Consider the following 16,697-nt stretch of genomic DNA (forward strand, 5'->3'; position numbering starts at 1 on the left):
GCGGGACGCGGACGAGCGGATCAGGCGTCGATGACGATCGTGTCGGCAATCTGGTCGTGCAGGCAGCGACGGTCCTCGCGGAAGATCATCAGCACATCGCCCAGCGACACCGCCAGGCCGAGCAGCGGATGCAGCAGCGAACAGGCGCGCGAGAGCAGCGAGATCGCCATCGAGCGCATGAAGAGGATGCGCCAGAAGCTCACCGGGCTGCCGTCGCTGCGCACGATCCGGATCTTCATGACCTTCTTGCCCACGGTCTGGCCGTACCGGACTAGCAGCACGATGTTCCAGATTGCGATGCCAAGGATCATGGCGACAGCGATGAGAATGGCAGTCGCCGCGCCGGTCGACAGCCCATGCATGCCGAGCATGTTGCGCGAGAACTGGCGGTAGCCCGCGAAGACGAACAACAGCACCGGCACGATGACCATGCCGAGGTCCACTAGCTGCGCCAGCAGGCGCGACGCGCGGTCGGCCAGCACCACGTCACCGGCGTCATGCGTGCGGTCGGCGAGGGTCGCGTAGGGCGCCGCGTACGGCGAGCGCTCGATGCCCGGTGGCGCTGGCGGCGGCATCCCCGCCGCGCCATCACGCGCGATCGGCGTCGCGATCTCGTAGGGCCGCCACTCGCGGCCCGCGTCCTTGTCGTGCGTCATGCCCCCACCCCGCTTTTCCCCGGCAGCGACTTTACCGGGCGGCGTGCGCCTCAGCCAGCGCCGAGATAGCGGTCCTTGAGTCGCACGTAATGCTGCGCGGAGTAGTACAGCGCTTCGACTTCCGCATCGCTGAGCACACGCACCATTTTCGCCGGATTGCCGAGCCACAGCTCGCGCTCGCCGACCACCTTGCCCGGCGGCACCACCGCGCCTGCACCGACGAAACCATGCTTCCTGACCACCGCGCCGTCGAGCACGATCGCGCCCATGCCGATGAGCACTGCGTCCTCGATCGTGCAGGCGTGCACGATGGCCTTGTGGCCGATGGTGACGTCCGCGCCGATGCGCGTGGCGAAACCACCGAGCTTGGCGTGCGGGCCGTCGTGGCTGACGTGCACCACCGTGCCGTCTTGGATGTTGGTGCGATCGCCAATCCGGATGAAGTTGACGTCGCCGCGGATGACCGTGCCCGGCCACACGGAGACGTCGTCGCCGAGCACGACGTCACCGATGACGGTCGCCGCCTCGTCGACGTAGCAGCGCGCGCCGAGGGTCGGAAGGTGTTCGAGATAGGGTCGGATCGCCATGCGCGGATTGTAGGCTGTCGGCTCCTGCCGCCCGCCGACCCTGCATGAACGCGATGAACTCCGAGTTCGCTGCCACGCATGCCCGCCTGCTTGCGGCCTGGCGCGGGCGCAAGCCGGACCTCGCGCAGCGGCGCGCCGATCTGCAGCGGCTGCGCGAGGAATTCCGCGCGCGCCAGTCGACGATGGACGCCGCGATCCGCGCCGACTTCGGCCATCGCTCCACGCACGAGAACCTGATCGCGGAAACGCTGATCGTGCTCGCCGAGATCGACCACGCGCTCGCGCACCTGCGTCGCTGGACGCGCACGCGCAGCGCGAAGGTCGGCTGGCGGCTGTGGCCGGCGCGCGCACGGGTGCGGCCGATGCCGGTGGGTGTGGTCGGCATCATCTCGCCGTGGAATTACCCGGTGAACCTTGCGCTGGTGCCGCTGGTGAGCGCGATCGCGGCGGGGAATCACGCCTATCTCAAGCCGTCGGAGCACACGCCGCGCACGAGTGAGTGGCTGCGCGACCTCTTGGCCGCAGTGTTTCCGGACGATCGCGTGGCGCTCGCGCTCGGCGGCGCCGACATCGGCGCCGCCTTCGCATCGCTGCCGTTCGACCATCTACTGTTCACTGGCTCGACCGCGGTGGGCCGCAAGGTGATGGCCGCCGCCGCACCGAACCTCACGCCGGTCACGCTCGAGCTCGGCGGCAAGGCGCCCGCGATCGTCGCGCCGGATTTCGAGATCGACGTCGCGGCCGCGCGCATCGCCACTGGCAAGTGGTTCAACGCCGGGCAGACCTGCATCGGCGTCGACTACGCGCTCATCGACCGCGGTCGTCGCGATGCCTTCGTCGACGCACTGAAGGCGCAGCTGCACGCGCGCTATGCCGACATCGCGAGCTCGCCCGACTACACGCGCATCATCAGCGACGCGCAGTTTGCGCGTCTGCGTGCTTACGTCGACGAAGCACGTGCGGCCGGCGCGACGGTGATCGCGCCGTTCGGCGACGGCGATTCGGCGACGCGCCTGCTGCCGCCGGTGCTAATCATCGATCCGCCGCCGACGTTGCGCGTCATGCGGGACGAAATCTTCGGCCCGATCCTGCCGGTGCTCGGCTACGATACGCTGGATGACGCGATCGCGCGCGTGGCGTCGCTGGAACGTCCTCTGGCCATGTATCCCTTCAGCCATTCGCGTGCAACCATCGATCGGCTGGTCGACGGCACGCTGGCGGGTGGCGTCACCGTCAACGACACGCTGCTGCATTTCGGTGCGCAGGGCCTGCCGTTCGGCGGCATCGGCCCCAGCGGCATGGGCGCGATCCATGGCCAAGCCGGCTTCGACACCTTCAGCAAGTTGCTGCCGGTATTCCGGCAGCGTCGCTTCGCGGTCACTGATCTGCTGAAGCCGCCGTATTCGAAACTCGATCGCGTGATCCGCTGGCTCGCACGCTGAGGCTCACGCGAAGGCGCGGAACGCGTCGATCGTGCGCGCGACGCCGTCGTCGCCGACATCGAGATGCATGACCAGACGGATGGTCGGCAGGTAGCCGGTCGAGATCACGATACCGCGCTCCCCGAGATACGATTTCAAGGCGGCCTGGCGATCGACCGGGATGTCGACGAACACCATGTTGGTATGCGCATGCGCCGGCAGGCCGAGCGCGGCGAGTTCGCTTGCAAGCGTCGACGCACGACGATGATCGTCGGCGAGCCGCGCGACGTGGTGGTCGAGTGCGTACATCGCGCCGGCCGCGAGGATGCCGGCCTGCCGCATGCCACCGCCGCAGACCTTGCGCCAGCGCTTGGCACGTTCGATGAGATCGCGCGTGCCCGCGAGCACCGAGCCCACCGGCGCACCCAGGCCTTTCGACAGGCAGACCGACACGCTGTCGAAGTGCTTCGCGATCTCGCGTGCCCGCACGTTCGACGCGACCGCCGCGTTGTACAGGCGCGCGCCGTCCAGATGCAGGCCGAGGCCGCGTCGATCGCAGAGCGCGCGCGCCGCCGCGAGGTAGTCCATCGGCATCACGCGTCCGTGCCAGGTGTTTTCGAGCGCGAGGATCCTGCTGCGCGCGAAATGCGGATCGATCGGCTTGATTGCGCGTTCGACGGCGTCGAGCGGCAAGGTGCCGTCAGCGGCGTGGGGAATCGGCTGCGGCTGGATCGAGCCCAGCACCGCCGCGCCGCCGCCTTCGAACTTGTAGGTGTGCGCGTCCATGCCGACGATGTATTCGTCGCCGCGCTCGCAATGCGCCATCAGCGCGATGAGGTTGGCCTGCGTGCCGCTGGGCGTGAACAGCGCCGCCTCGAACCCGAGCTCGTCCGCGACGCGACGCTGCAGCGCGTTGACGGTGGCATCCTCGCCGTAGACGTCGTCACCCACGTCGGCGCGCAGCATGGCGTCGCGCATCGCGGGCGTGGGACGGGTGACGGTGTCGCTGCGCAGGTCGATCGGGGTCATGGCGGCGGCGTGTGGAAGTCGGACGCCGATGATGCCAGTGCGGCGCGCCCGTGCGGCTAGACTTCCGCCATGAAAATCGCCAGCTGGAACGTCAATTCGTTGAACGTGCGCCTGCCGCACCTGGAGCAATGGCTCGCCGGCGCGAGGCCCGACGTGGTCGCGCTGCAGGAAACCAAACTCGAAGACGCGCGCTTTCCGGATACGGAGATTGCGGCGATGGGCTATCGCAGCGTGTTCTCCGGGCAGAAGACCTACAACGGCGTCGCGATCCTCGCGCGCATGGCGTCGCCCGGCGGTGGCGTCATCGACGACGTGCAGATGGGCATTCCCGGTTTCGAGGACGAGCAGAAGCGCGTGCTCGCGGCGACGGTCAACGGCGTACGCATCGTCGACGTCTACGTCGTCAACGGGCAGTCAGTCGGCACCGACAAGTACGCGTACAAGCTGCGCTGGCTGGACGCGCTGCACGCGTGGGTGCAGGCCGAACTCGTGCGCTATCCGGACCTCGTGCTGCTCGGCGACTTCAACATCGCGCCCGACGAACGTGACGTGCACGACCCCGTCGTGTGGAACGAGGATCACATCCTGACCTCGCGTGCCGAGCGCGACGCGCTCGACCGCCTGCATGCGCTCGGCCTGCACGACGCATTCCGCGCGTTGAATCCGGCGTCGAGGGAATTCAGCTGGTGGGACTACCGCCAGTTCGCGTTCCGTCGCGGTCTCGGCCTGCGCATCGATCTGACGCTGGTGTCGGAAGCCCTGCGCGCGCAGTGCGTTGCCGCCGGCATCGATCGCGAACCGCGCACCTGGGAACGTCCCAGCGACCATGCGCCGGCGTGGGTGCAGCTCGCGCCACGCGCGTGACGAAGCGACGCCACGCAAAAGAAAAGGCCCGCGAATGCGGGCCTTTTTTCATTCCGACGGGTGCTGATTAACGCACGCGGCCACGACGGAACAGGTTGACGATGGCGAGCAGGACGACGGCGCCCAGCAGCGACATCAGCAGACCCGACAGCGAGAAATCGCCGTTGTTGATGCTGCCGGCGTTGCCCATGACCATGCCGCCGATCCAGCCGCCAAGGAACGCGCCGATGATGCCGACGACGATGTTGAGCAGCGCGCCCTGCTGTGCATCGGTGCGCATGATCATGCTCGCGATCCAGCCGATGATGCCGCCGACGATCAGCCAAATGATGAAGCCCATGGGTGTTCTCCTATCCAGTCAGAGGGTGAATTCGGCACCCCTCGTACAGGGGGCGAGTGAAGTCTGGAAAGGCGGCTGTGACGGCGGCGTATGAGAACAGCCGCTTTTCCGCGCGATTCGTCGCGCAGTGCGTGGGCGTCATGTGAAGCGCAATGTGCCGTTCAGCTGTGCAGCAATGCGAGCACCGTCGCGCGCGGCAACTTGCCGGTCTCGTTGCGCGGCAATGATGCGATGCAACGCAATCGGCGCGGCAGGAACACGGGATCCATCTGCTGGCGTAATGCACGCAGGATGTCGTCGGACTTCAGTGTCGGCGCGACCGCGAGTGCGGCGATGCGGCAAACGCCGTGTGCATCGGCATCGAGTTGCACGACCACGCCATCGAGCACGCCCGGCACGCTGAGCAGCTTGCGCGTCAGATCGCCGAGCGATGCGCGCTTGCCCGCGATCTCGAGCAGGTCCGCATTGCGACCGCGCAGGCGGAACCGTCCATCGGGCAACAGCTCGACCAGATCGGCGAGCGCGACCGGTGTCGCCAGGTGCGGCGCGTCGACGAGCGTGCCGTCGGGTTGTGGCGCGAGCGTGACACCCGGCAGCGTCGTCCACGCATCGTCGTGTGCGGTGCGACGGCGCGCGAGGATGCACGTTTCGGTCGAGCCGAACATCTCGCGCACTTCGCAGCCGAACGCGGCTTCGGCGGCCTGCGCGAGATCCTGCGGCAGAGGCGCGGTGGCGGAGACGATCGCGGCGATCGGCGGCATCGCGAACGACGGATCGTCCCCATGCGCCTGCACGAGTGCGCGCAGGTGCACCGGCGTGGTGACCAGCACCGGCGGGCGCGGACAGTCGGCGACCGCGCGCGCGACGTCCTGCGGAAAGAACGGGCGTCCGCCATGCACGGCGACATCGCCGAGCAGCGGCAACATCACCGAGGTCTCCATGCCGTACATGTGCTGCGGCGGCACGGTCGCGACCAGCGGCGTGACATCGTCGCGCGCGAACAAATCGTCCATCGCCGCGAGGTTCTGCATCGTGCTGGTGACGAAACTCGCGAGCGTCTTGAGATTGGGTTTGGGCTGGCCGGTGCTGCCGGACGTGAAGCCGATCAGCAGCGTCGCGTCGGCGTCGATCTCGAGCGGCGCACCGTCGAGCTCGGCGAGCTCATCCGGCAGACGCCAGAAGCCGGGCGGTGCGGGATCGAGTGGGATGTCGCCGATGCAGATGGAATCCGGGTGGTCGGCGCGCACGGTGTCGACGACGGCCGGCGCGCGCGAGGGCGGTAACAGCGTCACCTGTCCGCGCAGTGCTGCCGCGCACAGCGCGACGATGAAGCGGTAGCGGTCTTCGCAGAGATTCACCGCGTAGCCGGCGGACGGCAGCGCGGCGGCGACGGCACGCACGTGGCGTTCGAACAGTGCGCGGGTGACCGGACGGCCGGCATCGAACGCGACCACGCGCGACGGCGCGCCGGTGACCAGCGCCTGCAGGCGGCACGCCTGCTCCCGTTCCGTTCCGATGACCGCCGACATGCACCCGACCTGACGCCTTTCCCCCGCCGTACTTTACGCTGCGGGCCCTGTCCGGTCAGCCAAAAGGCCCTGCGTGTCCGCCGTCCGCTCCTTCGGCCCGGTCCGGGTCGTCGATCTCGTCCACCCCGCCGGCGTGCCGGCCGAGGTGCTGGTGCGCGACTGGCTGGCGGGCGAACTGGGGGTCGAGGCGGCGACGCTGGCGTTCGATCGCGGGCCGCACGGGCGTCCGCTGCTGCAACGGGCGGGCGTCGACTGCAATTGGAGCCACAGCGGCACGCGGCTGGCGATCGCGCTCGGCGACGGCGTGCGGGTCGGTATCGATATCGAATCGCCGAAGCCAAGACCGCGCGCGCTGGAGCTGGCCCGCCGCTACTTCCACGCCGACGAGGCCGATGCTCTGGAGCGTCTGCCGGCCGAACTGCGCGAAGCGGCCTTCCTGCGCCTGTGGTGCGCCAAGGAAGCGGTGCTCAAGGCGCAGGGCCGCGGACTGGCGTTCGGGCTCGACCGCCTGCATTTCGACCGGCTGGACGGCGTGCCGCGTCTGGTCACTACCGATGCCGAGTTGGGCGCCGTCGCGACATGGCGGGTCGAGCCCTTGGCGATCGACGGCCTGGTCGGAAGCGTCGCGTGGCGGCCGTCGACCGCCGGCGATACGACGGCCTGACGCACGCGATGGGGGACGAAAGGCGAAGAAGACTGCCCGTTGGCCGCAGATTCGTCGCTCTTGACGACCAATGCCCAATGCAGAGGGGCAACAGGCTCGGCGGAATTCGTCCGCGCGCAGAGGCGGGCTGGATCAGTCGCGCTGCGACTGGACCGCAGCGCGCCCCACCACCACCAGATGCCGCTCGGCCGCCAGCCCCGGTACCCGCAGCGGATGGCTTTCCCGCAGCACCCACCCCGCAGGCAGCTGCGCCAGCTCGTCCGCCGGGTAGACGCCCTTCATCGCCAGTAGCACGCCATCGGGCGCGAGCAGGTGGCCGCCCAGCTCGAGGATCAAAGGAATCGTCGCCAGCGCGCGGGCGGTGATCGCCGCGTAGGCGCCGGGTTCGTCGACCGCCTCGATGCGCTGGTCGACGACGCGCGCGTCGGCCAGGCCGAGGTCGCGGATCGCCTGTCGCATGAAGCGCGCTTTCTTGCCGGCGCTCTCGACCAGCGTGACCTTCAGCCCGGGCTTCACGATCGCCAGCGGGATGCCCGGCAGGCCCGCACCGGTGCCGAGGTCGGCCAGCGCTCCGCCGGAGGCGACGAGCGGATCGACGAAGGCGTGCATCGCCAGCGAGTCGAGCAGGTGCTTGACCACCATCTCGCGCGGGTCGCGGATGGCGGTGAGGTTGTAGGTCGCGTTCCACCGGACCAGCAGCGCCAGGTAGGCCAGCAGGCGGTCGGTGTGGACGGGATCGAGGCCGAGGTCGGCCAGGCCGGACGCCAGCAACGGGCGCAGGTCGGGGGGCAGGTCGGACGACATCGCGACAGTATGACCGGCGGCGCACGCGGGCGACCCCGGGCCCGTGATGATGCGTCTTCACGGGCATACTATGCGGTCCGGACCGGACGCCGACCGCCGCTGCAGCGCAGCGGTGATCCGCGACCGACTCCGCGTCATCCAAGCCCAGCAGGGGAACGAGCCGAATGGCCCGCATCATCGCGATCGCCAACCAGAAGGGCGGCGTCGGCAAGACCACGACGGCCGTCAACCTGGCCGCCGGCCTCGCCCGTGCGCCGCAGCGCGTGTTGCTGGTCGATCTCGACCCGCAGGGCAACGCGACCATGGGCTCGGGCGTCGACAAGCGCGCGATCGAAGCGTCGATCACCGAAGTGCTGCTCGGCGAAGCCACGGCTGCGAGCGCGATCGTGCGCACCGCCGAAGACTTCGACCTGCTGCCCGGCAACATCGACCTCACCGCCGCCGAGATCCAGCTGATGGATCGCAGCGAGCGCGAACAGCAGCTCAAGGCCGTGCTCGAACCGCTGCGCGCGGACTACGACTTCATTCTCGTCGACTGCCCGCCGGCGCTGTCGCTGCTCACGCTCAACGCGCTGACCGCGGCGGATTCGGTGATCGTGCCCATGCAGTGCGAGTACTACGCGCTCGAAGGTATTTCGGCGCTGGTCGAGACCATTGAAGCCATTCGCGCGCGTTTGAATCCGAAGCTCGAGATCGAAGGCGTGCTGCGCACCATGTTCGACGTGCGCAACAACCTCGCGAACGCGGTGTCGGCGGAGCTGATCAACCATTTCGGCGACAAGGTCTTCCGCACGATCGTGCCGCGCAACGTGCGCCTGGCCGAAGCGCCGAGCCACGGCCAGTCGATCGTCGGTTACGACCGCGCGAGCCGCGGCGGCGTCGCGTATCTCGGCCTTGCGGGCGAAGTCGTGCGTCGCACCAAGGAACGCGAGCTGGCCGCAAAGAAGGCGTTGAAGGAGGCCGCGGCATGAGTTCGGCGAAGAAGCGCGGCCTCGGCCGCGGGCTCGAAGCGCTGCTCGGTCCCAAGGCCGCCGCCGAGGCGCCGCAGATCGTCGAAGCGCAGCCGGGCGATACACTGCGGCAGCTGCCGGTCGACGCACTCGTTGCGGGCAAATACCAGCCGCGTCGTCATTGGGACGAAGCCAAGCTCAACGAACTCGCCGAGTCGATCCGTGCGCAGGGCGTGATCCAACCCATCGTGGTGCGCGAGATCCGCGACCACGGCGGCAAGACCTTCGAGATCATCGCCGGCGAGCGTCGCTGGCGTGCGTCAAAGATCGCGGGCCTCGCCGAGATTCCGGTGGTGGTCCGCGAAGTCGACGACCGCACCGTCGTCGCGATGGCGCTGATCGAGAACATCCAGCGCGAAGACCTCAATCCGCTCGAAGAGGCGCAGGCATTGCAGCGCCTCATCGACGAGTTCGACCTGACGCATGCGCAGGCGGCGGAAGCCGTGGGCCGCTCGCGCGCCGCGGTGTCGAACCTGCTGCGCCTGCTCGAGCTTCCGCCGGACATCCGCGTGCTGGTGGAGACGCGCGCGATCGAGATGGGCCATGCGCGTGCGCTGCTCCCGCTGGCGCCGCAGGCCGCGATCGCGCTCGCCAAGCAGGCCGCCGAGCAGGGCTGGTCGGTGCGCGAGGTCGAGCATCGTGTGCAACAGCTGATGGCGGGCCAGGTCCCGGCCGGTGCGGGCAAGCCGCGTGCGGCGGCGGCCAAGGCCAAGCCCACCGCCGACATCGTCGCGCTCGAGCGCGAACTCGCCGAGACGCTGGGCACCAAGGTGGCCGTGCTCAACGGCCGCGGCAACAAGGGTCGCCTGGTGATCCACTACAGCGACCTCGAATCGCTGGACGGCGTGCTCGAACGCCTGCGCGCGCGCCGCGAAGACTGACGCCGTGACGGCCGCGGCCGTCACGGAACTATCGGCGACAATCCCGCTCCAACCGGCGCGTCGCCTTTGCCGCATGGACGTGGCCCCGCATCCCCCGAGAGTTCCATGACCGCTTCCCTGCCGCTCTCCGTCGTCGTGCCCGTCTTCAACGAGGAAGGCAACGTCGCCTCGCTGGTGCGCGAAATTGTTGCTGCACTGCGCGGCGTCACCGACTTCGAGATCGTCTACGTCGACGACTGCTCGAAGGACGGCACCGTCGCCGCGCTGCAGGCGCTGAAGGCGGAAGCGCCGGAGCTGCGGGTGGTGCGTCATATCAAGAACAGCGGCCAGAGCACGGCGACGCGTACCGGCGTGAAAGCCGCGCGCGGCGCGTGGATCGCGACGCTCGACGGCGACGGCCAGAACGATCCGGCCGACATTCCGAAGCTGCTCGCCAAGCGCGATGCGTCCGGCCCCGAGGTGAAGCTGTTCGCGGGCTGGCGCGTCAACCGCCGGGACACGGGCAGCAAGCGTTGGGCGTCGAAGGCGGCGAACGCGATCCGCTCGCGCATGCTGCGTGATTCGACGCCGGACACGGGCTGCGGCATCAAGCTGTTCGAACGCGATGCGTTCCTCGACCTGCCCTACTTCGACCACATGCACCGCTACCTGCCCGCGCTGATGCAGCGCGCCGGCTGGCAGACGGTGAGCGTGCCGGTGAACCATCGCCACCGCGCGAGCGGCGTGTCGAAGTACAACAACCTCAATCGCGCGCTGGTCGGCGTCAGCGACCTTCGCGGCGTGTCGTGGCTGATCAAGCGCTCGCGCGTGACCCGCGTCGAGGAGGTCTGAGCATGACCGGCGACGTCATGAACAGCCCGATTCCGTGGCTGATGTGGACGGGCCTGCATGCGTCGCCGTGGAAGGTGATCGGCCTGGTCGGTGCGGCGATGTTCGGCGGTCGCTGGCTGGTGCAGTTCATTGCGAGCAAGCGCGCCGGCAAGCCGGTGATTCCGCGCCTGTTCTGGTACATGAGCGTGGTCGGCTCGCTGATGACGCTGAGCTACTTCCTGTTCTCGCAGAAGCAGGACTCGGTCGGCGTCATCCAGAACCTGTTCCCGGCATTTACCGCGGTGTACAGCCTGATGCTCGACATCCGCCATCGCGGGTGGAACCGGGATCGCGCGTCGCACTGACGCGACACGCGCAAGGGTCGGCGACTCAATCCCAACGCGTCGCGTTCTTCGGAAATCCCGGGCGCTGGACGCGCACGACGCAGAAGCGCTGACCGGTCGGCGCCTGCATCACCACCCAGCGCTCCAGTCGCGACACCACTTCGGCACCGAGCGCTTCCAGCCGCGCCACCTCCGCCGGAATGTCGTCGGTTTCGATGTCGATATGGACGCGGCTCTCGTGCTCCACGCGCTGGACCTGCACCAGCGGTTCGTCCGGCGGCGTCTCGAGCATGCGGTAGTTGCCGCGCGTGCCGGGGTGGTCCGGATCGACCGCGCGGCCGAGGGCGTGCGCCCAGAACTCGGCGGCGGCGTCGATGTCCGCGGTGCGGCAGTCGATCAGCAGTGCGCACAGGCGCGAGTGGTGCATCGATGTTCTCCAGTCGGGGATCGCGCGGTGGTCGCCGGCGGGTCTGTCGCGCGTCAGGGTGGCCGCGATGTGGTTACGGATGTGATTCGATGCCGTGCAGCGCCGGCATCTTGGTCCATGCGTGCTGGCGCTCGGTGTAGACCGCGACGGTCGGCGGCGGGATCGTCGGATCGGCGAATGCGCCGCCGGCGATGACGACGAGCCCGGGATCGCGGTCCATGGTCCACCACACCGTGCTCCCGCACCGCGGGCAGAAGCGGAAGTCGAGCGCGCGCCCGCTGTCGGCGGTCCGACGGTGGCGCGCGGCCTCACCCGTCGGCGTGACCTCCTTTTCCGGAAACCGCACCTGCCAGCCGAACGGCGCGCCGGTGCGGCGCTGGCAGGCATCGCAGTGGCAGATCGAGACGCGCACGGGCTCGCCGCGGCAGGCGATCGCGAGCTGGCCGCAAGCGCAGGCGGCATGACGGACGACGGCAGCGTCCATGGGGATCTCCTCGACAGTCAAAGGCTGAGCCTAGCCCGGTGCGGCGGAGGGTCGCTCCGACGGCCCGGAAGCGGTCTGGTGCCCACCCTTCGCCACGGGCGCCGCGAGTCCGTGCGCAGCCGCCTCAGCAGGCCGGCAATCGCCTGTTCGCCCATGGGTAGCCGGGATGCAGTCCCGGTCGCGACGAGGCTGGCGATCGCGGGACGCCCATCGCATAACGCGGGTCGCGCCCGAACGATTTGCCCGCCCGGCGCGACCGGTTCATCTGTAAGTGCTTGCCCACAAAGGCTTCGGCCGCCATAATGCGCGGCTCGCTGCGTCCGCCGGCCCTGTGCCGGGCCCGGACGTCGACCGGAAAGCGCGTTTTCCGTCGCCAGCGAATCGCCCGCCCCGCGGGTCCCGCCTGAATCGCGCGATGCGTTCCCAATGGAGCGCGTCAGGGCCGCCGCCTCCCTGGCCAAGGGAAGCACTCATACCTTTCGAGGTGCGTATGTCCAAAGTCTGCCAAGTGACCGGCAAGCGTACGGTGACCGGTAACAACGTCTCCCACGCGAACAACAAGACCCGTCGTCGTTTCCAGCCGAACCTCCACGAGCGCCGCTTCTGGGTCGCTTCGGAGAACCGCTGGGTCCGCCTGCGCGTTTCCGCCAATGCCCTGCGCACCATCGACAAGAACGGCATCGACGCCGTCCTCGCCGATCTCCGCGCACGCGGCGAAAAGATCTGAGGAGTAGACGACGATGGCTTCCAAGCGCGACAAGATTCGCCTGATTTCGTCGGCCAACACCGGCCACTTCTACACGACCGACAAGAACAAGAAGAACACTCCGGGCAAGATGGAGATCAAGAAGTTCGATCCGGTCGTGCGCAAGCACGTGATCTACAAGGAAGGCAAGATCAAGTAAGCCCTTGGCCGAACGATCGAGCTTCGCGAAAAACCCGCCGAAATGGCGGGTTTTTTGTTGACTCAGGGCGGGCGTGGTGACGCGCGGCATGGGCGAGGGTGCGTCGGGATGTCGGTCCGTTCTTCGCCGCGCCTGACTCCGTCGCCACGTGTTGCGATCGATGGCGTGCTGGCAGAGCGAATCTCGGTCTGGGTCACGGGTGCGCTGCAACGCCTAATCAACCGTCAGTGCTTGCGCGGCCCTTTCCGTCGCTCGGCGTACTCCGGCAGCACTTTCTCGGTCGGCCCGAGCGACGCGACGCTCAGGCGCAGCCCGGCCGCACCGAGCGCGCTCCTCACCTCGTGGAAGGTGGCCCATTCCGGCATGTCGCGCAGCGCACTTTCGACCAGCGTCAGGTCGCCCGTCTGCTTGCAGGTACGGAAGTACTCGGTCAGATCAGCGGTGGAACGCAGGTAATCCGCTATGCGGCGGTTCTCGTCCATGGCGGGCGGTCGCGTGTCGGCGGACATCCAACGCTACGCCCGCCATGTCGCGAGCGTGTCGACGCCGCGTGGAGGGTCGCCGGCGGACCGGCTCAGTACTGCTTGAGCATCGCCTCGGCGTTGCGGCGGTCGATGACCGTCGTGACGCCGGGCTGCGGCACGGGTGGTCGCTCGTAGAGCGTCACGCGATTGCGACCCGCGACCTTTGACCGGTACATCGCCGCATCGGCATGCGCGATAAGCGCCTCGTAGTCGTAGCCCGACGCGGCCGTCGTGACCACGCCCACGCTCGCCGCCACCGGCTGCCCGCAACCCGCCTCGCTCGCGTCGATCGCCGCGATCGCACGACGGCAGGCTTCGGCCGTGCGCATCGCCGCGTCGGCGTCGCAATCGACCAGCGTCATCGCGAACTCCTCGCCACCGATGCGCCCGAACAGATCCTGCTCGCGGCAATGCAGACGACCGACGCGCGCGACTTCACGCAACACCCAGTCGCCGGACGAGTGCCCGCACTGGTCGTTGATCTGCTTGAAGTGATCGAGGTCGAAGAGCAGCACGCACGCGGGGCGCTTGCGTTGTGCGCACAGGGCGAGTGCAGCTTCCGAACGTGCGCGGAAGTGGCGGCGGTTCGAGAGCCCCGTGAGTCCATCCGTCTCGGCAAGCGCACGCAACGACCCGTGCATGCGCCGCGCGCGCCAGCCCCAATAGCCGACAGAGGCAACCAGCACGAGGAGGAGCGCAATGGCGAGGCGGGTGTTCCAAGCCGATGCATTTGCCGCTTTCTGCTGAAGCAGAAGCAGCTGGTTCTGACTTTTCAGAAGCGCAATGGACTGGTTCTTCTGGTTGAGCTCGTACTGCGTGAGTCGAAATGCGTACTCGCGCGCCCGGACGTCATCCAAGTACGCCTTATCAGCCTCCGCATACTCGCGATACTGCCGCAGCGCCTTGTCGAGCTGACCGCGTTGCAGCGCAACTTCGTACAGGACGCGGTGCGCAGTCACACTGGCGGCAGAGGCCGCGCCCTTGTCGTCGAGCGACACGATCCGATCCGCATGCTCGACAGCCGCGGCAGCGTCGCCGCGTGCCAGCATGAGGTCGGCCAGAGTGCTCCTCACCTCAGAGATCAGCCGCTTGTATCCGGTGGACTCCACTTCCGGAAGGCTGCGCTCGAGCAACGCAACGGCATCGCTGCCGCGGCTGTTCTTCGCCCAATAGCGCGCCAAGGTATTTCGAAGCAGATTGACTGCAATGGTTTCGCGCTGCACGGAGCAGTCGCGTATAGCGTTCTGCAGGCCGCTTTCGTCGACAGTGCCGTCGATCAAATAGCGGGCCTCGTAACGGATGTGCTCAGCGATGCACCGCGTGCGCGGCGTTGTCTTTCGCGCAAGCAGCGCCTGGGCGTGCTGGAGTGCAAGCGCCGGGCGACCGAACTGGATAAACATGGTGCCGGCGACTTCATCACCGAGGTCCCGAGTCTCCGCGGAAACACGGCCAGCGAGCGCTGAGGTGCTGTCCAGATAACGCAGGCCAGTCACGAAATCACGTGTCAACGCCGCGCTGTTGGCGATCAACAGACCGGCGCGATACTTCACGTCCGGCTCTACCGCTTCATCGAACAGATGCCCCAAGTCTTCATTAGCGCTCTGATAGTCGCCGCGTATGACCCGCTGATAGTTCTCCAGCAGCCTCAGATGCTGGCGCTCTGTTGACGTTGCCTCGGAGCGTCGGGCTTCCAGCTGTGCGAGAAGCGCGCTAAACCGTTGCGGGTCGGTCGCCCGCACACCGTCAGCCTGCACTAACGCCTCGGAAAAAGGCGCTGCGCAAGCGCCAGAAGCTGACAGCAACGCTGCCAGCCCCAGTGCAATCGCGACAGACGACCCTCGCATCGACAGTCTCCACGGAGCGGCCCTGCCGTCCGTAAGGCCCCAGCATAGCGGTTCAGGCCGCGTCGGGCTCCTGCCGGTCAGGCTCCGTGGGTACCTCGTCTGGGACGTCATCGGGGAGCGGCTCGCGGTCGGGAGCACTTACATAACCGATCAAACGCGTCCTCAGGCCGCAAATCGCCGCCAAGGCGGCCTCGTCGGCGGCAAGAAGTGCCGCTTGAACGTCGACGGGCAATAAGGAGAGCTCCTTGTCCGCCTCCCCTCTTCCCACGGTTCCCCGTCCAGCACGTTCCAAGAACTCGATCACGTACGACATTGCCCCCTCCTCGACATGTCCAACCAGGCAGCGCGGAGCTCCCGGTGGCGTGACATTAACCCAGCGGTGCGACATTTGGTGGGCACGGAGCCTTCGCGCTATGCATCGCGACTGACCGGCGATCGGTCCGCTGGATCGGGTAGATCGCACCGCTCGCGCATCCAGCGGTCTCGGGTCAAGAGCCAGCGGCTATCGCCGAGTCGTTCACTGTCCTGACGCTCCAGGTTAAACGGAGCCAGCAACCTTCCGATGACGCCGGCCCGTGTCGATTGGCTGCTTGCATGCACGAGTTCGACACGCATTTCTTCAAATGCGTGGAGCAGGAGGCGACGGATCGTCGCTGTTCCGATCCCTCGTTGCCACGCGCCGGGTAGCAGCATCACGCCAAATTCCGCGGAATTCCCCTCGCGCAGCAGTGCAGCGAGTCCGACACCGTGGCCGTCGGTCAACGTCTCGATCACCCACGCGCGGTGGCCCGGCTTATTGCTACGGTTGTGGGCTACTACTCGCGACAATTGCGCGTCGATCGTTTCGCGATCGAGCGGCTCACCGATCGCACGCATAACGTCCTGTGAGGAATAAAGCGTGCGGTAGAGATCACGATCGCCCTCGTCGACAAGCCTCAGCCGGGTTGCATTCCGCATGCGCGTCATGCCCCCTAAGCGTCGTTTGGAGCGGTCTTACGACGCGCGCGGGCCCATGCTTCGCGGGTCAACCTCCAACGCGCCCGGCCGGTCGCTGCCGCGATTCGTTCGAAGGGGAAATCGCTCAGCAGGCGGCGGGAAACACGTTCGCGGATCCCGTCCTTGCTTTCGGCGACTACTTCGTCAAGTGACATCGCCCGGAAGCAATGGTTGATGACACGCCGCAAAACCGGTCTGGAATAGTTGCCGGTCCACGCCTCCGGCGTGAGGAGCAAGCCAATCTCTCCGGAAGCTTCGCTTCGGACCAAGGCAACGATCCCGACTTTTTCACCCGCCCTCTCGACGGTCCAGAATCGGTGGCCGGGCGAATCACCGGCGTTGTGCGTACAGGCACGAACGAAGGCATCGTTCGCTTCCTCGACCGTCAGAGGCGGCCCGACTGACTCCATCACCTGCGGGCATGTGTAAAGACGGCGAAACAGGTCAGCATCAATGGGGCGCAGGCGGCGCAACGAGGCTGTCCGCGATGGCGTGCAAATGGCTCCCATGGCCTATCCGGCATCAAATCAGTCGTGCGCTAGGGAACATGCCCCCAGCGCGAGCTGGAGGCATGAGTC

The 16,697-nt window shown here is 67.6% G+C and carries 22 protein-coding genes; 9 read left to right on the forward strand and 13 right to left on the reverse strand.

The window, feature by feature from the left end; translation table 11 throughout:
- Positions 1-20: 20 nt before the first annotated feature.
- Positions 21-656, reverse strand: a complete 636-nt coding sequence (locus tag DWG18_RS12890; protein ID WP_115647559.1) for an RDD family protein — start codon at positions 654-656, stop codon at positions 21-23.
- Between the two features lie 50 nt (positions 657-706).
- Positions 707-1,243, reverse strand: a complete 537-nt coding sequence (locus tag DWG18_RS12895) for a gamma carbonic anhydrase family protein (RefSeq protein ID WP_115647560.1) — start codon at positions 1,241-1,243, stop codon at positions 707-709.
- 44 nt (positions 1,244-1,287) lie between these two features.
- Between DWG18_RS12895 and DWG18_RS12900 the strand changes: the two genes are divergently transcribed.
- Positions 1,288-2,685 carry a coniferyl aldehyde dehydrogenase gene (locus DWG18_RS12900; RefSeq protein WP_115647561.1) on the forward strand — a complete coding sequence of 466 codons (1,398 nt, stop codon included), beginning with the start codon at positions 1,288-1,290 and terminating at the stop codon, positions 2,683-2,685.
- A 3-nt stretch (positions 2,686-2,688) separates the two neighbouring features.
- On the opposite strand, the gene ltaE is transcribed toward DWG18_RS12900, so the two are convergent.
- Positions 2,689-3,693 carry a low-specificity L-threonine aldolase gene (ltaE, locus tag DWG18_RS12905; RefSeq protein WP_115647562.1) on the reverse strand — a complete coding sequence of 335 codons (1,005 nt, stop codon included), beginning with the start codon at positions 3,691-3,693 and terminating at the stop codon, positions 2,689-2,691.
- Positions 3,694-3,762: 69 nt separating this feature from the next.
- Here ltaE and xth point away from each other — a divergent pair, with 69 nt between their 5' ends.
- On the forward strand, positions 3,763-4,557 hold the full coding sequence (gene xth, locus DWG18_RS12910; protein WP_115647563.1) for an exodeoxyribonuclease III: 795 nt from the start codon (positions 3,763-3,765) through the stop codon (positions 4,555-4,557).
- Positions 4,558-4,624: 67 nt separating this feature from the next.
- On the opposite strand, the gene DWG18_RS12915 is transcribed toward xth, so the two are convergent.
- Together DWG18_RS12915 and DWG18_RS12920 are read right to left on the reverse strand one after the other, a co-directional pair.
- Positions 4,625-4,897, reverse strand: a complete 273-nt coding sequence (locus DWG18_RS12915; RefSeq protein WP_115647564.1) for a GlsB/YeaQ/YmgE family stress response membrane protein — start codon at positions 4,895-4,897, stop codon at positions 4,625-4,627.
- A gap of 161 nt (positions 4,898-5,058) precedes the next feature.
- A complete protein-coding gene (locus DWG18_RS12920; protein ID WP_115647565.1) occupies positions 5,059-6,426 on the reverse strand; it encodes an AMP-binding protein in 1,368 nt (455 codons plus the stop codon).
- Between the two features lie 73 nt (positions 6,427-6,499).
- On the opposite strand from DWG18_RS12920, the gene DWG18_RS12925 reads away from it, so the two are divergent.
- Positions 6,500-7,090 carry a 4'-phosphopantetheinyl transferase superfamily protein gene (locus DWG18_RS12925; protein ID WP_115647566.1) on the forward strand — a complete coding sequence of 197 codons (591 nt, stop codon included), beginning with the start codon at positions 6,500-6,502 and terminating at the stop codon, positions 7,088-7,090.
- Positions 7,091-7,222: 132 nt separating this feature from the next.
- Here the strand turns inward: DWG18_RS12925 and rsmG are convergent, their stop codons facing one another.
- Entirely contained in the window at positions 7,223-7,894 is a 672-nt protein-coding gene (gene rsmG, locus DWG18_RS12930; protein WP_115647567.1) for a 16S rRNA (guanine(527)-N(7))-methyltransferase RsmG, read from the reverse strand.
- Between the two features lie 164 nt (positions 7,895-8,058).
- Between rsmG and DWG18_RS12935 the strand changes: the two genes are divergently transcribed.
- The 4 genes from DWG18_RS12935 (at position 8,059) to DWG18_RS12950 (ending at position 10,960) form a co-directional block, all read left to right on the forward strand.
- Positions 8,059-8,865, forward strand: a complete 807-nt coding sequence (locus DWG18_RS12935; RefSeq protein ID WP_115647568.1) for an AAA family ATPase — start codon at positions 8,059-8,061, stop codon at positions 8,863-8,865.
- Positions 8,862-9,785, forward strand: coding sequence for a ParB/RepB/Spo0J family partition protein (locus DWG18_RS12940; RefSeq protein WP_115647569.1), 924 nt, complete (start codon positions 8,862-8,864; stop codon positions 9,783-9,785). Before DWG18_RS12935 ends, DWG18_RS12940 begins: the two co-directional genes overlap by 4 nt.
- A gap of 105 nt (positions 9,786-9,890) precedes the next feature.
- Positions 9,891-10,616, forward strand: a complete 726-nt coding sequence (locus tag DWG18_RS12945) for a glycosyltransferase family 2 protein (protein ID WP_115647570.1) — start codon at positions 9,891-9,893, stop codon at positions 10,614-10,616.
- 2 nt (positions 10,617-10,618) lie between these two features.
- Positions 10,619-10,960 carry a lipid-A-disaccharide synthase N-terminal domain-containing protein gene (locus DWG18_RS12950; RefSeq protein WP_115647571.1) on the forward strand — a complete coding sequence of 114 codons (342 nt, stop codon included), beginning with the start codon at positions 10,619-10,621 and terminating at the stop codon, positions 10,958-10,960.
- Positions 10,961-10,985: 25 nt separating this feature from the next.
- On the opposite strand, the gene DWG18_RS12955 is transcribed toward DWG18_RS12950, so the two are convergent.
- Positions 10,986-11,366 (reverse strand): VOC family protein, encoded by a 381-nt coding sequence (locus tag DWG18_RS12955; protein WP_115647572.1) that lies wholly within the window; start codon positions 11,364-11,366, stop codon positions 10,986-10,988.
- A gap of 73 nt (positions 11,367-11,439) precedes the next feature.
- Positions 11,440-11,850: a GFA family protein gene (locus tag DWG18_RS12960; RefSeq protein ID WP_115647573.1), complete on the reverse strand. Its 411-nt coding sequence runs from the start codon at positions 11,848-11,850 to the stop codon at positions 11,440-11,442.
- Positions 11,851-12,340: 490 nt separating this feature from the next.
- Here DWG18_RS12960 and rpmB point away from each other — a divergent pair, with 490 nt between their 5' ends.
- Positions 12,341-12,577 carry a 50S ribosomal protein L28 gene (gene rpmB / locus DWG18_RS12965; protein WP_115647574.1) on the forward strand — a complete coding sequence of 79 codons (237 nt, stop codon included), beginning with the start codon at positions 12,341-12,343 and terminating at the stop codon, positions 12,575-12,577.
- 13 nt (positions 12,578-12,590) lie between these two features.
- Positions 12,591-12,755, forward strand: coding sequence for a 50S ribosomal protein L33 (rpmG, locus tag DWG18_RS12970; protein WP_115647575.1), 165 nt, complete (start codon positions 12,591-12,593; stop codon positions 12,753-12,755).
- Between the two features lie 224 nt (positions 12,756-12,979).
- Here the strand turns inward: rpmG and DWG18_RS12975 are convergent, their stop codons facing one another.
- The 5 genes from DWG18_RS12975 to DWG18_RS12995 form a co-directional block, all read right to left on the reverse strand.
- Entirely contained in the window at positions 12,980-13,237 is a 258-nt protein-coding gene (locus tag DWG18_RS12975) for a hypothetical protein (RefSeq protein WP_162823841.1), read from the reverse strand.
- Positions 13,238-13,329: 92 nt separating this feature from the next.
- Positions 13,330-15,123, reverse strand: a complete 1,794-nt coding sequence (locus tag DWG18_RS12980) for a GGDEF domain-containing protein (RefSeq protein ID WP_162823842.1) — start codon at positions 15,121-15,123, stop codon at positions 13,330-13,332.
- A gap of 52 nt (positions 15,124-15,175) precedes the next feature.
- Positions 15,176-15,436: a hypothetical protein gene (locus DWG18_RS12985; RefSeq protein ID WP_115647578.1), complete on the reverse strand. Its 261-nt coding sequence runs from the start codon at positions 15,434-15,436 to the stop codon at positions 15,176-15,178.
- Positions 15,437-15,534: 98 nt separating this feature from the next.
- On the reverse strand, positions 15,535-16,089 hold the full coding sequence (locus tag DWG18_RS12990; protein WP_115647579.1) for a GNAT family N-acetyltransferase: 555 nt from the start codon (positions 16,087-16,089) through the stop codon (positions 15,535-15,537).
- A gap of 5 nt (positions 16,090-16,094) precedes the next feature.
- Complete coding sequence (locus DWG18_RS12995; RefSeq protein ID WP_162823843.1) at positions 16,095-16,592, reverse strand: GNAT family N-acetyltransferase; 498 nt, start codon at positions 16,590-16,592, stop codon at positions 16,095-16,097.
- Positions 16,593-16,697 lie beyond the last annotated feature (105 nt).

It is taken from the genome of Lysobacter sp. TY2-98, from assembly GCF_003367355.1.
Classification (GTDB): Bacteria; Pseudomonadota; Gammaproteobacteria; order Xanthomonadales; family Xanthomonadaceae; genus Cognatilysobacter.

Excerpts from the sequence above, each read along its gene's own strand:
- rpmG (WP_115647575.1), top strand. The coding sequence starts at position 12,591 with ATGGCTTCCAAGCGCGACAAGATTCGCCTGATTTCGTCGGCCAACACC.
- DWG18_RS12950 (WP_115647571.1), top strand. The coding sequence starts at position 10,619 with ATGACCGGCGACGTCATGAACAGCCCGATTCCGTGGCTGATGTGGACG.
- ltaE (WP_115647562.1), bottom strand. The coding sequence starts at position 3,693 with ATGACCCCGATCGACCTGCGCAGCGACACCGTCACCCGTCCCACGCCC.
- DWG18_RS12935 (WP_115647568.1), top strand. The coding sequence starts at position 8,059 with ATGGCCCGCATCATCGCGATCGCCAACCAGAAGGGCGGCGTCGGCAAG.
- DWG18_RS12890 (WP_115647559.1), bottom strand. The coding sequence starts at position 656 with ATGACGCACGACAAGGACGCGGGCCGCGAGTGGCGGCCCTACGAGATC.
- rpmB (WP_115647574.1), top strand. The coding sequence starts at position 12,341 with ATGTCCAAAGTCTGCCAAGTGACCGGCAAGCGTACGGTGACCGGTAAC.
- DWG18_RS12955 (WP_115647572.1), bottom strand. The coding sequence starts at position 11,366 with ATGCACCACTCGCGCCTGTGCGCACTGCTGATCGACTGCCGCACCGCG.
- DWG18_RS12980 (WP_162823842.1), bottom strand. The coding sequence starts at position 15,123 with ATGCGAGGGTCGTCTGTCGCGATTGCACTGGGGCTGGCAGCGTTGCTG.
- rsmG (WP_115647567.1), bottom strand. The coding sequence starts at position 7,894 with ATGTCGTCCGACCTGCCCCCCGACCTGCGCCCGTTGCTGGCGTCCGGC.
- DWG18_RS12960 (WP_115647573.1), bottom strand. The coding sequence starts at position 11,850 with ATGGACGCTGCCGTCGTCCGTCATGCCGCCTGCGCTTGCGGCCAGCTC.
- DWG18_RS12990 (WP_115647579.1), bottom strand. The coding sequence starts at position 16,089 with ATGACGCGCATGCGGAATGCAACCCGGCTGAGGCTTGTCGACGAGGGC.
- DWG18_RS12945 (WP_115647570.1), top strand. The coding sequence starts at position 9,891 with ATGACCGCTTCCCTGCCGCTCTCCGTCGTCGTGCCCGTCTTCAACGAG.
- DWG18_RS12895 (WP_115647560.1), bottom strand. The coding sequence starts at position 1,243 with ATGGCGATCCGACCCTATCTCGAACACCTTCCGACCCTCGGCGCGCGC.
- DWG18_RS12920 (WP_115647565.1), bottom strand. The coding sequence starts at position 6,426 with ATGTCGGCGGTCATCGGAACGGAACGGGAGCAGGCGTGCCGCCTGCAG.
- DWG18_RS12900 (WP_115647561.1), top strand. The coding sequence starts at position 1,288 with ATGAACGCGATGAACTCCGAGTTCGCTGCCACGCATGCCCGCCTGCTT.
- DWG18_RS12940 (WP_115647569.1), top strand. The coding sequence starts at position 8,862 with ATGAGTTCGGCGAAGAAGCGCGGCCTCGGCCGCGGGCTCGAAGCGCTG.
- DWG18_RS12985 (WP_115647578.1), bottom strand. The coding sequence starts at position 15,436 with ATGTCGTACGTGATCGAGTTCTTGGAACGTGCTGGACGGGGAACCGTG.
- xth (WP_115647563.1), top strand. The coding sequence starts at position 3,763 with ATGAAAATCGCCAGCTGGAACGTCAATTCGTTGAACGTGCGCCTGCCG.
- DWG18_RS12975 (WP_162823841.1), bottom strand. The coding sequence starts at position 13,237 with ATGGACGAGAACCGCCGCATAGCGGATTACCTGCGTTCCACCGCTGAT.
- DWG18_RS12915 (WP_115647564.1), bottom strand. The coding sequence starts at position 4,897 with ATGGGCTTCATCATTTGGCTGATCGTCGGCGGCATCATCGGCTGGATC.